This window comes from Helicobacter pylori, from assembly GCF_017594925.1.
Lineage (GTDB): Bacteria > Campylobacterota > Campylobacteria > Campylobacterales > Helicobacteraceae > Helicobacter > Helicobacter pylori_DP.
Genome location: NZ_JAALNT010000024.1, coordinates 1 through 16458, shown reverse-complemented (window position 1 = coordinate 16458; position 16458 = coordinate 1). Strand labels below are relative to the sequence as shown.

The window sequence follows — 16458 nt, the reverse complement described above, 5'->3', positions numbered from 1 at the left end:
AAAGAGATCGCCACATCAAACGCTATGAAAACCCTGAAAACAAAGTTTTTTATAACCTCGCGCAAATCTGGCTCTTTGTGTGATAATAGCTTTGGCATAAATATTGTCAATATTTGGACTTTGATTGATAAATTCCTTACGCCTTTTAGCCACAATTCTTAATTGAATGTCTTTACTAATGGTGTTGAGAACATTTTGTCTAGTATCAAAATAGCCCTCTAAGTCTTTTTGCATTAAATTAGAATAGCTTAGTCCTTGTAAGGATATAATGCCTACTAGATTTTCTTGTTTGGTAATAATGAAAGTATCATCATACAAGCCTAAAATATTGCACTCCTGTGCCATAGAATAGGTTTTTGGCACAAACCCTGCTAAAAGGTCTATGGCTTTTTCCTTGCAATATTTAAGGGCGCTTTCTAACATTAAGAAGACTTTCTTTTTCTTTTAGGTTTTTCTACTAAGACTTCTTTTTGCATATTTTTTCCTTTTAAGCGTAAAATGAATTAGCTTTGGTTTTAATTTTGGAATGAGCGATTAAAATGTCACTTATATCTTCATCAAAGAACTCCGCTATGCTAAAAATTAAGAGAAAGCACACATAAAGCACAAAAGAGTTCAATATATCTAGCCAAGGTATCATAATAAAAGGCACAAATCCTGAGAGTAAAAAACTCTTAGCATTGAGCCAAAGAAATTTTTCTTTGGAGCTGATTTCTTTGAGATTAGAAACTGAAATACCAACTAATTGCATGGGGACTTCTTTTAAAAAATACTCATAAACCAGTTAGCTAAGGCTGGGGCTTTAAAAAAGATTGCAGCACCAATTGCAATAGCAAGCACGGTCATTAAAATTTCTTTCCATCTATCTAAGTTTTTCCATATAAAAATAGCAAGTCCTAAAAAAATAACCATTAAAATGCCTTTAGCCGTAGGGCTAGTGAGCTGTTGTTCAATGGAATTAAAAAAGGTAGTCATATCCGCTTGTAATAAAAGAGGTGAAAAACCTAAAAAGGCGATAAGCTTTCTAAAATGCCTTAATTTTTTCATGCAATGTTCCTTTCTTTTTTAATCACGCAAAATTTCGCTAACACTTTGTAAGTATTTTGATTGAGCTTAAAATCTAAGTGATAAATAACAAGTTCTTCATCAAACTCTAAATTTTCTTCATTGACAACTTGCGTTAAATGAATGATTTGATTTTTTAAGGCTTGTGTCATTTCATAGGTAATAACCTTTAAAACACCGATTTGTTTGATTTGAGCTAAATTCAAAGGCTCTTTGTCTTTTAGTAGGGCAAACTCACTCTCAAAAGTAAAATGCCCTAAGCTATTTTCTAAATGCTTTTCTAGCAATGAAAAATCTTTATCCCATAAATAACTGCAAGTAAGCTCTGTTTGGCTCTCTAAGGTTTTTGCGATTGTCTCTTGTTCTTTGTTTGAATAAAACTTTTCTAAATGCTCTTTTACATTCAGCAATGTTTCATCAATTTGTATGGACTTCTTGTGTAAGATTAGTTCAATCATTGTTTTCCTTTAGTAAATTTGAAAACTCTTCTCTTGTTAATTCATTCTTAGTTTCAGTTGTATCAGTTTGCTGTTTTTCTTATTGAAACAAATATTTAAAGTTGTGCTTGGTGTCATTCTTAAGCACTCTCTTGAAAGTAGTTTGAAACTTTGGGTGAGTTGTTAATAGGTTCGCCTACACATTCTTTGTCTTTTAAAACCTTTAAGAGATTTTTCTTCACAATGGCTGTTTGATAGAAACAAAGATTAGAAGGAATGTCTTTGTTTGTTAAATCCTTGTAGGATAAAGTGTAAGTGGTATTAGGATTAGAAATAGGCGTGAATTTTAAAACAACATTATTAACTCTTTGCATAAGCTCTTGGCTAGGAATATGCATAACACATTCTTTGTTGTTAATTTTTACTCTCTCAATTTCTTTGGCAAACTTTTCTAAGAAACGCATAATCTGTAAGAAAAAAGGCGATGGGATATTGTTCTTTTGATTAGCTCCTACGTAGTTATAGCCCTCTAATTCTCTGTAATCTTTAAGATACGCATACAAGTATCTTTGTTTTCCTTTAATGACTTCAATAAAACCTTGCTCTTCTAATATATTGACATTCTTTCTTAGAGTTCTTGCTACAACTTGCAAAAACATTTTGGCGTAATGTCTATCTAGGGCAATCTTATTAGACTTAGCATTAAATGCGAGCTTGTAGAGTATGTCTAATAATCTTTTAGCTCCTTGTCCGCCTACAAAGCTTATAGAACCTTGCTCATGCATAATGCTAGGATTAAAGAGTTTGTAGTCTAAATCTTTTTTAAAATTGAAATAATGCTCATGCGTGTTTTTAGCATAAGCAAGATTTGCCTTATAAAGTGTGTTTAACTCATCTTTATCTAAATTAGGTTTTAATGTCTTTGCCATAGTTTTCAAGTCTCTTTCTATGAGACTTAGAGACAGAAACTAACATTCTAGTAAGAATAGGCATTAATTGCTCCCCAAAAGAATAAAAAATCACATCAAAATCAAAATTGTATTTCAAAAATTCTAAGGCTTTTAAGCTCAACTCTCTATTTTGTCTCTCATAATCCTGTGGCTCAACCAAAACCCTCTCCAAATAAAAATCATAGTCATAATGCTTTGCAATACCTCGTGGCTTCTTGATGCATTGCGCAACATCCCATCCATAATCCATGGGGGTTTCTAAGTGTCTATTCTTAAAATCAATCAACAAAATTTTATAGCCAAATTCTCTAGCCATATCTGTATATGGTTTGCTTTGCCACGATTCAAAATTGGTGTTATCGCACACTACAATATCTATACGATTTTCTAAAGCTTGTTTGAAGGCTTCTTGATTGTTTTGGTGGTATTCATTGAGTTTCTTTTTATCAACAACATAATGCCTGATACCCTCTTCATCTGTTTGGATGAAATATTCATCGGTAGAATGAACGCTAATAGAATGCCCCAAGCTTTTTGCCAACTCTTCAATCTGTTTGATCAAAGAGGTCTTGCCCCCACCTGGAATGGCGCGATTGATAATGACTAATTTGTTTGATTTATTCATCCTCTTCTGTCCCATTAATTTCAATTCCAACACCTTCCAAATCCCCCCTTAAATACAAGCGTAACGCCGACAACAAAGGTGGGATATTGTTGAAGCTTTGATTTTTTAGCTCTAATTTTACAAAGCTTTTAATTTCAGTCTCTTTTTCTATCGCTTTATCTATGCTGTCCAATAAACGCATGGTTTTCTCGCTTTCAGGGATCAATTCTAACTCTCTTTTAGCGTTACGATAAGACAAAAACGCTAACAACAATTCGCATGCACTACTGAAATAAAACGGCTCAGGATCTTTCAAACACTCTTCTATACGCTTCAAAAAGCCTTTTTGCTGCTCCAAGCTGGTTTGAGCCATCAAGTTCTTTAAAAATTTCTCATTAATCCAACTAGCCCTAGCCACAATGCTTAAAGTCTTTGGGTTAGTAAGATTCTTAAAAATCGTTTTTTGAAAGTCTTTTTCAAGATAGCCTAAACATCTGCTTAAAAAATCCGTAGAAGGTGATTCAAAAGGTAAATTAATAAATTCTTGTTGTAATTTTGCGGGAATGCTATCATTCAAGCGACTAAAGAAATCCAGGATCTCTTTTTTAAAATCTTTGTCTGTTTGTGGGTCAAAATAATACTCTTCTAACCGTCTCAAATGTTCTTTAAAGGGAGTAGCAAATTCAGGATTTAAGGTTTCTAACTCTTCAAGCGTGTAATGTGAAAAAATTTTTAAACAAGGATACTTGATTCTTTTGAGCGCTTCTATTCTGTGTTTAATTTTCTCATCTAGAGGTTTTCTTTGATAATAATTTTTAGCTGTATTTAATAAAACAATTTCTCTATTTTTTTCCAAACCATAAATTTTACCTCGATATTTACTAGGGTCTTCCCTATCTAAAAACACTTCCAAACACACTCGCACGCCTTGTGAAAGCTCATTTCTGTTCGCACTCTCTTTGCATTGACGGCTATGACAAAAAACTTTTTTACCATTTGTTTCCACTATGTAAAAAAGTTCATTGTTTCTATCTTTCCCTATTCTTGAGATTCCACCGCATTTTAGTTTTTTATCTGAGAATTCTATAACAAATCTGGGTGGACTATTTAAATCTTTCAATGTCTCTAATTGCTCTAGCGCCCACTCAAATAAATCAGAACTTTTGCCCTTATTAGGATTAAAGTCGCTTTTTAGTTCATTAATACTTGGTTTTTTGATGAGATTAGGCGTAGGGAGTTCAACCCTATCAATACGCTGCCATTCTATAACAATGGGCTTTAAATCATTATTGACAGGTTTAAACTCTAACACATAGTTAAACTCGGTGCCAATGTCATAAGTGAGCGTGAGTTTGTATTCTTCGTCATTTTCTAGGGGAAAATCTTTAGAGGTGATTTTGCCTTGATAGTCGATTTTTTCTTCATTTAGGATCAAGGGCAAAGCAAGGCTTTCTCGCCCTTTAGGGATAATAAAAAGCGTTTCAATCTCTAGGGTTTCTTTATCTCCTAAAATGGTTTTATCTTTAATGATCTCAAAGCTTTTAAACCACCCGTCTTCAATCACTTCCATAGAGAGCTTAGGCAAGCATTCTTTATACAGAATAAAGCCTTCTTTTTCTAATCCTAAGGCTCTTTTAAAATTTTTTAAAGCTTTTTTGATATAACAAGGCTCATCTTTTAATAAATAAGCTTTTGAATCATCGCTTTTTTGCCTCTCCAAAACCAAGCCACAATCATTAAAGGTCTTACTTTTATGGTTTGCTTTAACGACCAAATCCATGCTGTTATAACGCAAACGCTCATTTTTCTTTAATTTATTTTCAAACAAAGAACTAAGTCCTAAAGCAACGCTTTTAGGATAGAATTTTGCGTCTTTAAAATACAAGCTTATTTTATGCTTGATCTTAGCAAATTCAAAATTTTTAATATTATCATCTAATAAATAATATAATTTTTCTATCTTATAGCGTTCCTTGAAATCTCTCATAAAAGCTTCCACGAGAGTCTCATCATAGTCTTTGAGAGCGTTGGCCAAATAACCTTTTTTATTTATCTCACCCTTAGCGCCATTAGCGTTGATGTAAATATTATCCTCCTGATTTTTGGCTAAAAGGGGGAGCTTTAAAATCTTTTCTTCATTGTCATTACCCACTAACAAAGCGAAGGGTTTGGGGCTAAACATATCAATATACATTTCTTTATAAACTCCCTTACACAATTCCAATTGCGGGATTTCTTGATTTAAATTTATAGGCTGTTTTAATTCATTTTCAAAAAACTCTTTCGCTTTTAAACGCATCTTTTCAAACGATAAATTTTTCACTGGAAAACTATTTTTAATTAGCACGTATAAATCTTGTTCATTTCTAATTAGCGTGGGTTCAATGTTTATAGAAGTATAAAATTGGGCTTGGTATAAACACTCCAAATAGAAAATTTGATCCAAATTCATCAATGACCCCACACCATCATAAAGCCAATCATGGGCTTTAAAAATGCGTTTGTAGTGCTTATCAAAATGCAACAAGTTATTAGGAATGATGGCTTGTTTTTCGTCAATTTGTTGGGCTACTCCACTCTTTAAAAAACTTGTTATGCTGAAAATTGACTCTTCAAAAACCTGTTGGAATTCTATCTCGCGCCAATGAATTATTCTTAAAAGTTCTTTAATGAAACGCTTGAGAAACCTGTTTTCATGCGTATTGGCATTCACATAACGCTTGACGCTCAATACTTTATTGTCGCACAACTTTTCTTTCAAACTACGACCTGGTCGCTTGGCTAAATACAATACGCATTTAGCGTCAAATTCCCTAGCCTTTTCTAAAGGCATTTTTAAATGTTTTCTGCAGATATTGGTATTTAGATTGCTAAAGATAGCCTTTAGGGCTGGCTCCACAAATTTGCACAAAAAATACAAATCATCTTTATACGGCTTTTTTTCATAATCAAATTGCGCGATATTTTCCAAAACGCTAAATAGATCTCTGTATTCAAAAGAAGCACTAAAATCATCAAAAAAAGCAATCGATCTTAAAAAACTCCGCACTTTCAAACGCTCTATGTGATTAGGCGCATAGAGTTCTTCTAGATCCATTGCATGCTACTTTTTGAGAAGTTTTTCATATTCGGCATTATTCAAATAGTTAGCGCTGTTAAACACAAACTCTTTGGAATCATTTTCCATAGCTTGTTTGAAATCCGAAGACACGCTAAAGTCTTTCAATAGATCTTGAATCTTTGTTAAGTGTTGGTTGTTGCGTGTCTGAACCCCTCTAAGTTTGGGGAAGATCTTTAAAATCAAGCATTCTTCATAAGCGAATTGCAAAGCCTTATCCTTATCAAAAGCATGGAGAACTAAAGGGTGGTTATGCATATAAGCACTCATGCTCTGCCACACTCTATGCCCAATGCTTCTACCACAAGTGCTCAAGCGTTCATTGATCTCTTCGGTTAGTTTTTTATATTTTCCTTCCAGATTAGCTTCTTGATCACCCTTTTTGTTTATCCAACAATTAAAAGTTTCAGCTTTTAAATATTCATCATTACTAGGAAGAGGTTTTTGTTGCTTGCTTTTCAATATTTTAGGTCTCTCAAAGTTCAAACAAAACGCCCTGTCTAGCACCTTATCGCTTAACATTTTGGTGCTTTCATCTTCATTCATCGTGCCCACAAACAATAAATTATCGCCTAAGGGCAATTCCCAAGTTAAGCCGGTGCCTAGTTTAATGCTGATATTAGTTTCTTTACTGCGTTTAACCTCTAGCTTGCTCAAAAATTCTGCAAAATACAATTCAATGTGGGCTAGATTCATTTCATCAAGCAACACAATATTCATCGCTTCTTTTAAGCCGTATGGTTCTTCATTATTGCTCAAAGTGGTCTGGATAAAAAAGCGTAAAAACTCTGTCGCATCAAATTTGTTTTCTATCGCATTAAAATACCCCATCAACGATTCTGGGCTATCCCAAGTAGGCTGCACGGCAATGCTTAAAAAATTTAGCCCCCCAAAATGCGCATAGAGCTTAGGCAGTTCAGATTTTCCTGTCCCACTCACCCCACTTAGCACGCTCAATGGCGATAGAGACGTGCTTTTTAAAGCGGTGTGGAACATATACAATAAACGCTTGGGATAGAAAACATTGAACTCTTGCATGCCCTTTTCTATACGCTCTAAGAACGCTAATTCTTCCACTTCGTTTGAAGGTGCGCCTAAGACTTTGGGGTTGGTTTTTACAATTTGTTCTTTGATATTTTTTTGGCGTTTTTCAAAATCCTCTACCCCAGCATACATATTTTTCAGTTTTTCAAATTTTTCGTTAAGCATATCTAACTCAGCTTCTAATTGCTTATTTTTGACTGAAAGAGTGTTATATTTTTGTTCTGCGTTCTCTTTTTGGGCTAAAATTCCCTCTAATTCCCTTTTTTCTTCTTCTAACTCTTCTATTCTTTCATCTCTTGGATCAAGCTCGCTTTTTTCATTTTCCCATTCTTGGATTCTATTTCTTAGATCCTTATTAGCGGCTAATAAATCCTCTTTGCATTGTTCTAAATCCCTATTATCTCGTTCTAATTTTTCCCTGTCATAATCTTTTTGCCAATCTATTTTTTCTTTCAGTTCTCTGTTTTTTTGTCTCAGAGCGCTCGTTTCATTTGCCATTTCATCTAGTTGGGCATGCAAATCATTCTTTTGTTTTTTTAAACGCTCTATCTCGTTTCGGTTTTCCTCTTTGATCTCTTCTTCTCTTTGTTTCATGAGTTTTTCAAGTGCTTGTTTTTGGGCATTAAGACGCTGTTGATCCAAATCTAGTTGCGCTTTTTCTTCTAAGATGCCTGTTAGTTGTTGTTCATAGTCCTTAAAATTTTGCTCCCACTTTTCTAATTGGGCGTCAAATTGCGTTTTAAGATCACTCTCTAGCCTATCGGAGCGCTCTTTGATACTTTCTAGCTTCTTTTTATAATCTTTATTGAGAGATTCTTGTCGCTCTTGTAGTTGCTTGCTTATTGTTTCTAAGATCAATTCTTTTTGCTCTTTTTCATAAGTCCGTAAGCTCTCTTTAACTTTTTGAACCTGCTCTTTTTTAAATACCTCTCTATCTTTTATAAAATCTTCAAATTCTTTTCGGTTTTTTAGATAAACTTTTTTTCTTGTTTGAACGCATCAATGTCTTTTCTAAGCTGTTTTTCTCTTTTATCTAACTCAGCTACTCTTTTATCCAACTCAGCTACTCTTTTATCCAACTCAGTTTCTCTGGCTCTTAGCTCCAATTCTTCATTCCCGCTCATCGTTTCTCCTTTGGATATATTTTATTTGCTATTTTATTAAAATATTCTAGTGCTTGTTTTTCTAATTTTTCTAAATCCTCTTCTTCTAATCTTTCAAGTTCTTTAGTTATCTTGTGTGCATGGCCTCTCAAAGCAATAAGCCTAGCGATAAAATCCAGCCATTCTTGAACTTCTTCAAACACGCTCTCAAAATACTTACAGCTAAGCAACACTAACACATACGCTCCCAAACTCGCTTCATCATTCTTAAACGCTCTTTTCAAAAAGTCTTCCCTCACTTCTCTTAAAAAATATAAATTTTTAAGATTAGGATGATCCCCTAAAAGCTCGTCTTTAGTTTTAAAATCAAGCTTTGGTTGTTTTTGGATAGCTTCAAAAAGAATAATTTCAAATATCTTACAAAAATTCAAAACCATCTTTTCTTTTTCTCTTTCTTCTTTTTTAGAGTAATATTTGGCTTTGGCCAGATTAACTCCCACAAAACATTCAAATAAGGCTTTGGGTGCGTTTAAGTTTGATAGCTGGGATTGGGCGTCAATCTCTGCATTTTTCTTATAATGTTTTTCTTCTTGAGCATTTTCTCCCTCTTTAATCAAGGGGTTTTTTAAAAGATTTTCTACTAGAAAATAAATTTCATCTCTGTATTTTTCTAATTCCACTCTCGTTAAAGAAGACCCATCTTGTGATTTCTCGCCGTGTTTATCTTTATTCCTGTATTTTTTTATATCATGCAAATCTTGTAAAAAACTAGGGTAACTTTTAGTCAAAGCTTGCATGACTTTTTCCTCATAGCGCAATAAAGCGTTCAATCTAGAGTCGTTTAAATCTTTTGAGATCTGTTCAAAACCTAAATGCATGAATTTCTTTGACAAATCTTGTGCTTTGTATGTTTCTAAATCGCGCCCTTTCAAGCTTGGTGTTTCATCAAAAATTTGTTCATAAATGTCATACAGAGCCCCACAAATTTCAAACTTTTTTTGATGGGTATCCAGATTTTTTAAATTACATTCAATTGTATACAATCTGTCATCAAATGCCGTAAAGTTTTTAAAAACTTTGATTCGTTTTGATGGCTTAGATTCGCCAGTTTGGGTGTATTGTTTTTCCCTCCATTTTTCAAACCATTCAGGATTAGTTTCCTCTAATTTTTCTGCCATCTTTTCAATAGGGTGATTCTTGCATTCCACTCTTATTTCCTTACTATCATCAAAGGCTTTGGCATGCAAATAATAAACTTCTCCTAAAACATGCCAACTCACCACTTTTGCATGGCGTAAAGTATCTTGCTTATGGTATTTTATAGATGTCTCTATCGTTTTACGGATTATTATCTCATTCACATTTAATGACTTGTTATTTTCTTTTGGATAGTATAGGCTCTCTGCCTTGAAACTAGAGTCTGCAAAAAACTCCACTATACTATTTTTTAACTCTTTTCCATCTATAGCTCTGACACGCTCCAAATCCACAAAATGCAAAAATTCTTGATTGATTAGATTGTAGTAAAAATGCGCATGAATTTTTTTATACTCTTCAAGCGTTTTAGTCTCAATCTTTTCTAAAATAGGCTCTAACAGATCCAACTCACCCCCAAACCCTAAAAAACCTTTTAATTCTTCATCTTTTACCCCTGATTCTTTTAGTTTTAAAGCGCATTTTTCTATTGCATTTAACCCTAAATCATTATGTCTAATTTCTAATTCTACGCAATAAATTCTGCAAGGAATCAACAGATGTTTATCGCAAACAGAATCATTTTCAAAGCTAATAATTTTCATAAAATTTTGCCCTCTTTTTTACATGATTGTAAAAACTCAAACAGGCCTGAGACCTTATCTTTTGATTCTGGTGTGTCAAATTTCTCTCTATCCCCTGCTACAATGAGCGCTCTTTTTTGGCGGCTCAAGGCCACACACAGACAAGAAGAGATTTTTAAAAACCCAAAACCCTCAGTATGGCGAGTTCTTACGCTTGATAAAAACACAACATCAAATTCCTTACCTTGAAAGCTATCCACCGTGCCTATCTCCAAATTATCGTATCCTTTTAAAGCTTGTTCTAATAGCCTTTTTTGCTCGCTAAAAAAAGTAATCACCCCAAAAGTGAAATCTGACTCATCTTTCATAAAAAGGTCTAAGCATTCTTTAATTGCTGTAATTTCACTCTCCCTATAGTAAGAACCATCAGCATTCCTTTTTTCTTTAGATTCTTTGACATCTATCCATGCCAAAGGCTTGTTATCCAAAACTCTCAGATTGTGTTTGAAAGGCTTTTCTTCTAAATGCTTTCCTTTTAAAGGCGATTCAAAACTTTCATTATGAGGTTTGTAAAAAACATCGCTCACTAATTCCCCCAACAAGGGATGCATTCCGTATTGCATGTTTAGGGTAATAAAGCACTCCTTACCATCTAGCTCTTTTAATTTTTGAGCTCTTTCTTTGAGTTTCTTTCTCATATTGCGCATCTTGACTCTCATCTTCAAGTTTTTTTCCTATCTCATCGTCTAAATAATGCGGCAATTGTCTGTCATCGCCCACCAAAATAATGCGCTCTTTGGCTAATGCCATCACCATAAGCAATTCTAAGGGGTTAGCCTTGGCCGCTTCATCAACAATCACGCTATCAAAATAAGGGGTTTCTTTTCTTTCTAATGCTTGATTGTGTTGCCCTGTGGTGTTAGAAAAGACAAAATTATAATCCCTTAACAAGCTCTCTAAATCCCATGGAGTTCTTTCTAAAACGCTTATATATTCCAATAAAACTCTGATGCGTTTGTCATTAGGGCTTTGAGAAGAAAGAATTTCTAGCAAGTCATTAGCTAAGGACACTACTTCTTCGTTGGGTTTAGGAATTTCATATTTTCTTTTAGGGGCATTCTTTTCTAACAATCTTATTTTAAGCTCTTGTAATTTTTCTAAATTTGGCTTAGGCGATTCCAAAAGCTCTCTATCTTCTTTGGTAAGATTTTCTTTAAACTGGCTTTCTAAAAGATCATAATTACGCATAACTCCATCATCTTCAAACCCCTCTTGTGTGGTGCGTAAAGCATGGATAACGGATAGTTTGGCGGGCATTTCTTGTTTTTGCTGCCCTGCTTTTAATTGGCTCAGCCTTTCATGCATAGAAGAATCAAAAAAGATCGCATTTTTTTCTATTTCTTTTAAAAATTCCAATTCGCTGATAGGCGAACTATAGTAGCGTCTAAGGGCTTCTTCTAAATCCAAAATTTTTTCTATATTTTCATAATCCCCTAATTTTTGCAGTTTTTTTCTCACGCTTTCTATGAGTATTTCAGCAAGCTCTCTCAATCGCTCATTCAATCTTTCATCTTGTTTGTATTGTTATTCTTTAGCATTTTGTTTAGCACCAAATTTAAAAGTGGGCAATCCCCCTACTTTGATGCGCTCACGTGCATTGTTAGTCGCATCATGCCCTTGAGCGCACAGTAAAATTTGCCCCTTGATATTTTTATCCTTAGGGTATTCTTCAAACAATCTTTCACAAATGGCATTGATCACAGTGGTTTTGCCCGTTCCAGGAGGCCCTTGGATAATAGCAATATCAGGGGTATTTAGAGCGATCTCTATGGCTTTTTCTTGATTTTCTGTGGAATCATTCTTAAAAATCTTCTTTCTAACTCTTTTGGTTAATTTTAAAGCTCTTTTTTGATAACTTGATAAAATCTCTTTTAAGACTTCATCCATCGTGTCTGCAGTATCATTATCGCCATCACTATCCTCTTTAATGTTTAAAATTAATCCTAAATTAGGATTGGCGCTTCAAACCTTTCTTTGTCTTATCTAATGCGCTATATTGTTTTGTAAGCGTATTTAGATCCCCCATATAATCTAAATGAAAAGCATCGCCCTCTTTTATGGAAGGATCGTAATTTATGATAAAATCATCCCCACTAATGTCTTTAATCATTATTGATTGGCTGTTGTTTTTAGAAATTTGTTTCTTTTGTTTAGGAATAAAATTGATTAAACTTTCTTCATTTTGTGGGTCTAATTCCTCTAAAACCCCTAAATCACTCCCTCTCTCTTAATTGCGCTTTCTTTATAAGATTTCCATTTTATTCTTGTCTAAAGTTGGCTTAAAACGAATTCTTAAACTCCCTCCTGCTTTACTCACGCTTTCAATCTTTAAAACCCCCACTTCTTTTGCCTCATTAAAACTTTTTTGAGTGCTTTTGATGAGATATTTTTCCCAAATTTTTAAATAAGATTTGTCATCTTGCTGGATCTGGTCTAAAAGGCTCGTTCGCATGGTTTTTGTGGTTTTATCATTAAACTCTAATGAACCTTGAAAAAACAAACACAAACCAGGCGCTAGCTCTTGTTTAATAGGTCTTAATTTTATCGCTTCATAAGAATGCCTATTATTTATCAAAGCGTGCTTAACGCTTAATCCCCCCCTTGGTATTTAACAGCCTGAAATCTTCTTTTAAAATCTCTCCACCATTCTCTTTATTCTCTTTATTTTCATATTCATAAGGCAATACGCACACAAAATAAGTAGGACCAGCCATTTTTAAAATACAAGTTTCTTTAAAATCTTCTAGTTTTTTGTCTTTTCCCATATCTTTTAGTAACTTTTCTGCGATTGTGTCTTTGAAATTAATGTTTAACGGTTCAGGAAGAATTTTTATAGGGCGTTTGAAGAAACGGCACTTCAATTCTAAAACTTGTCTTTCTTGGTTTTCGCTTAAATTTAGGACTTGAGCTGCAAGAAAAGCGTTACTGCAAAAAGCATTTTTAATTTCTTTTTCTTTGGTTTTGCCTATGATCTCTAATTTCAAATAACGCTTTTCATCTAGATGAAAATATATTTTATTTTTTTCAATCTTTAATAATCCCAATTTTTCTCTATCTTTTGGCTCTAGTTTTGCGGTATTGAGGTTATAAGATGGTGCTATCTTCTTTGATAAAACTCAGCATTTTTGAACCTTAATTAAAAAACCATTGTATGAAATAGTCAATTCTTTTTCTAAATCTATTTCTATCCTATAGTGATCCAACCTTTTATCATTGATGAGAATCTTTTCTTGTTGTATGTCATGATGAAAAATCAATATATTATTAGCAATCTTTGCAAACTCCCATTCGCTTTCAACCACTTCAATCCCCTTAAATAAGGTTGTCGGTAAAAAAATAGGGTCTGTGAAATTCGAGGTAAAATAAAAAACTTCACTATTTTGGTAATAACTTGTTGCTACAAGTCTGATAGGTTTTTTAGCATCGCAATAAGGGCAAATCTCCCATTCTCTATCATAATAAGTCATTGAACAATCTTCACATTCTAACACTTGCAAGCTAGCTTTTTCTAAGCTCTCTATAAATAAGGGCATAGTAGGGCGTTTCAAAGGATCTTTTTTGCCTTCTTCAAAGCATTGTGCTAATAAATTTTTTAAATCCCTTGTTAAGAAAAAAGGCAGTAAGCCACAAGAACGATTGCTATCATCCTTTCTATCTTCAATCCAAGGCAATTCTATAAAATTTTCTGCATCACCAGCACTATTCCCGTCAAAAGGATGAACTATATTTAAAAGTTCATAAGCTATGATGGCAAAAGAAAAGGTATCGCTAAGCATGGTGTTGTAATTGGTTGTATCGCTATTTTTAGAGGTTTGGCTAATCTCTAAAGCCCCATAGTTAGGCGTAAAAATAACACACAGGGCTTTTTCGCTCTCATAACGCACATTATCCGCATCAATTAAAAACGCTGAATTGTCTTTATAAAAAACATTGTTTAAATTCAAGTCCCCATACACCAAACCCTTACTTTGCAATCTGAATAGAAGTTTTGCTAAATGGGTGAGTATTTTTAATCGTGATCTCAATCCTTGTGTTTGTGAGTAATAACTTAAACTTAAAGTCATATAATGGTTATCTTTGCAAAGTTCTTGAATGGCATTATTGATCCTAAAAATCCCATCTTTTTCTTCGTTTTCTAAAATGCTGGGCTTCTTTAAAAAAGTTTTTAGTGGTTCATAGCCCTCAGCCATTTTCATCACATAGCCTTGTTTTTCTTTCAAAGTTACCAGTGGAATTGACATAGGGAAATGACTCTCTATCGGCTTAAAAGATAAGTTTAGAACGCTTTTTTCATATTGTTTGAGGGATTCTTTGTCTTTAATAAAATCTCCATCCCTCAATACTACCTTAATAGCCACATCCTTATCCAAACAGCGATACACTATACCCTGTCCGCCTTTTCCTAAAACTTCTATAGTCTTATGGATATTCCTCTCACTATCAACAATTTCTTCTAACTCCATAAACTACCTTTTCTATACGCTATGATCAAACTCGTATCATCATAAAATTTATGATTCCTTAAGAGCACATAGCACTTTTTTGATGCCTTTTTTTTGTGTTTAAATTCACTGATTATGTCCTTAACAAAATCCAAGCGTCTTGCATCTATTAAGCTTTCATCTAATCCATCCGTGCATAAGAATAACGCATCAATTTTTTTACGCTCTAAGACTTCCCAAGTTAAAAGCGTATTGCGATCAAAAGGTGTTGTGAAATGCACTAAATCTTGCTTATCCTCTCTTAATAATCTATGTTCTTTTCCTAAAACAGCCAACAACCCATCACCCACTTTACCTATAAACGCCTTTTCTTTGCCGATAAAAACCAGTTGCAGAGTGCTTAGCGCATTGCGAACTTCCAAAGGATAGAGCAGACACTCCCAAATACTAAAAATAACTTTATTCAATAACGCTAAGTTGCAACCTTGTATATCAATAGCATTTAAGGCTTTTTCTACGCTCTCGCACAATTTTTTAGCCCCAATTTGTGAATCTTTTTTACTCCCTAAACCATCGCACAAAACAAGCAATAACCCCTTTTGATTTTTTCTGATTAAAAAAGCGTCTTGATTAGGCAATCTAGCATACGCATGGTATACTCCCCTAATAGAAGCCCCAAACGCTTTAAAATCTCTCATTGCTTAATCATCCACTTTTTTCATGAAATGCAATACTTGAAAAATTTCAGCGCTATCAAACACTTTAGAAGAGATTTTTTTAAGTTTGATCATATTGGCATCCGCTCCAAAAGCCACACTGGATTTAACTTGAATTTCTTCTGTAAAATGCCCATCGCTCAACAACAAAGCGTCTTCAAACTCCCCTTTTAAACCCTTTAAATCCCACTTTTGTATATCTGTATTTTTTAGCCAATTGCTCAAAAGCTAAAAGCCATAATTGAAGGGCTTCTTTTTTCCCATTTTCATTCATAGATCCTGAATTATCTATAATGATCTTCATGCTTTCTCTTTAAAGGGTTTAAAATATCTATCAACTTCATCGTTTAAATCCATAAATAAAGCGTTTTTGTGGCGTAAAGATTTTAAATCATCCATCATGGAATCCAGTTCAACTTTTTAATTGAAGCAGAACCCTTGCTAATGGTTTGGGTCATGATTTCAAACAACTTCACTAACTTTTCCACATCATCTGCGTAAAATACGCCATCTTTGCCAAAATCCTTATTAAATTAACTTGCGGGTTGGCTTCTCTATCGCCAATAAAAATGCTCCAACACATACTTTTAGTGCTTCTCCCATCATGGTGGAAGTTAAACAAAGGCTCTTGCCACTTATCATTATTTGGCTCGCCATCCGAAACTAAAATGCTATAAGGTTTATAGAATTAAGTAGGGAAAGTGTCTCTATCTTCAATAAGATCCTTAGCCAATTTAAACGCTTGATCTAAAGGGGTGCCACCACTCGCGCTTAAAGGCTTAAAATTGATGTTTTTTATATCATCAAAGGGCGTGTGCAAAACCGCGCCATTTCCGCCAAAAGTAACAATAGCCATTTTGCTAAATAACTCTTTTTTAGCTTCTTGCTTTAAAGTTTCTATCATTTTTTGAATGCAAAGATTAAGCACTCCAATGCGTGTGCCATTACCCAAAGAATGACTCATTGAACCACTCGTATCTAACAATAAAAATACTGGAATAAAGCGTTCTTCCACAGAATATTTACTTAAATCTAATGCCATAACATCTCCTTATAAATAATTTTTCGCGCCAAAAAACCCAATCACAAGAATAAAGCACAATCTGATTAAAACATTCATTTCAGCACTCTTTTTGATGAT

At 33.9% G+C, this 16458-nt stretch carries 16 protein-coding genes and 4 pseudogenes; 1 reads left to right on the top strand and 19 read right to left on the bottom strand.

Going from position 1 to position 16458, the window contains the following annotated elements; all coding sequences use genetic code 11:
- Nucleotides 1-77, top strand: a pseudogene (locus G6069_RS08030) (type I restriction endonuclease subunit R); the annotation flags it as partial.
- Here G6069_RS08030 and G6069_RS07370 read toward each other — a convergent pair.
- The 19 genes and pseudogenes from G6069_RS07370 to G6069_RS07290 all read right to left on the bottom strand — a co-directional run.
- A pseudogene (locus G6069_RS07370) lies at nt 76-423 on the bottom strand (hypothetical protein); the annotation flags it as partial. The pseudogenes G6069_RS08030 and G6069_RS07370 overlap by 2 nt on opposite strands.
- Before the next feature lie 64 nt (nt 424-487).
- A complete protein-coding gene (locus G6069_RS07365) occupies nt 488-751 on the bottom strand; it encodes a hypothetical protein (protein WP_001177716.1) in 264 nt (87 codons plus the stop codon).
- 11 nt (nt 752-762) lie between these two features.
- Nucleotides 763-1047, bottom strand: coding sequence for a TrbC/VirB2 family protein (locus tag G6069_RS07360; RefSeq protein ID WP_000736106.1), 285 nt, complete (start codon nt 1045-1047; stop codon nt 763-765).
- Nucleotides 1044-1523 carry a hypothetical protein gene (locus G6069_RS07355; RefSeq protein ID WP_000571134.1) on the bottom strand — a complete coding sequence of 160 codons (480 nt, stop codon included), beginning with the start codon at nt 1521-1523 and terminating at the stop codon, nt 1044-1046. Before G6069_RS07355 ends, G6069_RS07360 begins: the two co-directional genes overlap by 4 nt.
- 119 nt (nt 1524-1642) lie before the next feature.
- Nucleotides 1643-2431 (bottom strand): integrase, encoded by a 789-nt coding sequence (locus G6069_RS07350; protein WP_197293863.1) that lies wholly within the window; start codon nt 2429-2431, stop codon nt 1643-1645.
- Nucleotides 2409-3077, bottom strand: a complete 669-nt coding sequence (locus tag G6069_RS07345) for an AAA family ATPase (RefSeq protein WP_197293862.1) — start codon at nt 3075-3077, stop codon at nt 2409-2411. Before G6069_RS07345 ends, G6069_RS07350 begins: the two co-directional genes overlap by 23 nt.
- Nucleotides 3070-6153, bottom strand: a complete 3084-nt coding sequence (locus tag G6069_RS07340) for a DUF2357 domain-containing protein (RefSeq protein WP_197293861.1) — start codon at nt 6151-6153, stop codon at nt 3070-3072. Before G6069_RS07340 ends, G6069_RS07345 begins: the two co-directional genes overlap by 8 nt.
- Before the next feature lie 6 nt (nt 6154-6159).
- The gene (locus G6069_RS07335; protein ID WP_231628174.1) at nt 6160-8076 is read right to left on the bottom strand and encodes a DUF8727 domain-containing protein; all 1917 of its coding nucleotides are present in this window, start codon (nt 8074-8076) and stop codon (nt 6160-6162) included.
- A gap of 110 nt (nt 8077-8186) precedes the next feature.
- Nucleotides 8187-8342, bottom strand: a complete 156-nt coding sequence (locus G6069_RS08025; protein ID WP_139520894.1) for a hypothetical protein — start codon at nt 8340-8342, stop codon at nt 8187-8189.
- Nucleotides 8339-10120 (bottom strand): hypothetical protein, encoded by a 1782-nt coding sequence (locus G6069_RS07325; RefSeq protein WP_197293860.1) that lies wholly within the window; start codon nt 10118-10120, stop codon nt 8339-8341. Before G6069_RS07325 ends, G6069_RS08025 begins: the two co-directional genes overlap by 4 nt.
- A complete protein-coding gene (locus G6069_RS07320) occupies nt 10117-10797 on the bottom strand; it encodes an ATP-binding protein (RefSeq protein ID WP_197293859.1) in 681 nt (226 codons plus the stop codon). The genes G6069_RS07325 and G6069_RS07320 overlap by 4 nt, the downstream gene beginning before the upstream one ends.
- A complete protein-coding gene (locus G6069_RS07315) occupies nt 10745-11662 on the bottom strand; it encodes an AAA domain-containing protein (protein WP_231628167.1) in 918 nt (305 codons plus the stop codon). Before G6069_RS07315 ends, G6069_RS07320 begins: the two co-directional genes overlap by 53 nt.
- Before the next feature lie 21 nt (nt 11663-11683).
- Nucleotides 11684-12046, bottom strand: a complete 363-nt coding sequence (locus G6069_RS08020; RefSeq protein WP_231628160.1) for an AAA domain-containing protein — start codon at nt 12044-12046, stop codon at nt 11684-11686.
- 355 nt (nt 12047-12401) lie between these two features.
- The gene (locus tag G6069_RS08015; protein WP_231628158.1) at nt 12402-12734 is read right to left on the bottom strand and encodes a hypothetical protein; all 333 of its coding nucleotides are present in this window, start codon (nt 12732-12734) and stop codon (nt 12402-12404) included.
- Nucleotides 12735-12741: 7 nt separating this feature from the next.
- On the bottom strand, nt 12742-13143 hold the full coding sequence (locus G6069_RS08010; RefSeq protein ID WP_227624790.1) for a hypothetical protein: 402 nt from the start codon (nt 13141-13143) through the stop codon (nt 12742-12744).
- 132 nt (nt 13144-13275) lie between these two features.
- Nucleotides 13276-14622 carry a protein kinase domain-containing protein gene (locus G6069_RS07305; protein ID WP_197293858.1) on the bottom strand — a complete coding sequence of 449 codons (1347 nt, stop codon included), beginning with the start codon at nt 14620-14622 and terminating at the stop codon, nt 13276-13278.
- Nucleotides 14613-15299: a protein phosphatase 2C domain-containing protein gene (locus G6069_RS07300; protein WP_197293857.1), complete on the bottom strand. Its 687-nt coding sequence runs from the start codon at nt 15297-15299 to the stop codon at nt 14613-14615. The genes G6069_RS07305 and G6069_RS07300 overlap by 10 nt, the downstream gene beginning before the upstream one ends.
- Before the next feature lie 3 nt (nt 15300-15302).
- Nucleotides 15303-15621: pseudogene (locus tag G6069_RS07295) on the bottom strand (hypothetical protein).
- Nucleotides 15622-15715: 94 nt separating this feature from the next.
- A pseudogene (locus G6069_RS07290) lies at nt 15716-16281 on the bottom strand (vWA domain-containing protein).
- Between the last annotated feature and the right edge of the window lie 177 nt (nt 16282-16458).

Bases quoted from the DNA above. Each gene is read 5' to 3' on its own strand.
- G6069_RS07365 (WP_001177716.1), bottom strand. From the start codon at position 751: ATGCAATTAGTTGGTATTTCAGTTTCTAATCTCAAAGAAATCAGCTCC.
- G6069_RS07360 (WP_000736106.1), bottom strand. From the start codon at position 1,047: ATGAAAAAATTAAGGCATTTTAGAAAGCTTATCGCCTTTTTAGGTTTT.
- G6069_RS07355 (WP_000571134.1), bottom strand. From the start codon at position 1,523: ATGATTGAACTAATCTTACACAAGAAGTCCATACAAATTGATGAAACA.
- G6069_RS07350 (WP_197293863.1), bottom strand. From the start codon at position 2,431: ATGGCAAAGACATTAAAACCTAATTTAGATAAAGATGAGTTAAACACA.
- G6069_RS07345 (WP_197293862.1), bottom strand. From the start codon at position 3,077: ATGAATAAATCAAACAAATTAGTCATTATCAATCGCGCCATTCCAGGT.
- G6069_RS07340 (WP_197293861.1), bottom strand. From the start codon at position 6,153: ATGGATCTAGAAGAACTCTATGCGCCTAATCACATAGAGCGTTTGAAA.
- G6069_RS08025 (WP_139520894.1), bottom strand. From the start codon at position 8,342: ATGAGCGGGAATGAAGAATTGGAGCTAAGAGCCAGAGAAACTGAGTTG.
- G6069_RS07325 (WP_197293860.1), bottom strand. From the start codon at position 10,120: ATGAAAATTATTAGCTTTGAAAATGATTCTGTTTGCGATAAACATCTG.
- G6069_RS07320 (WP_197293859.1), bottom strand. From the start codon at position 10,797: ATGAGAAAGAAACTCAAAGAAAGAGCTCAAAAATTAAAAGAGCTAGAT.
- G6069_RS08020 (WP_231628160.1), bottom strand. From the start codon at position 12,046: ATGGATGAAGTCTTAAAAGAGATTTTATCAAGTTATCAAAAAAGAGCT.
- G6069_RS07305 (WP_197293858.1), bottom strand. From the start codon at position 14,622: ATGGAGTTAGAAGAAATTGTTGATAGTGAGAGGAATATCCATAAGACT.
- G6069_RS07300 (WP_197293857.1), bottom strand. From the start codon at position 15,299: ATGAGAGATTTTAAAGCGTTTGGGGCTTCTATTAGGGGAGTATACCAT.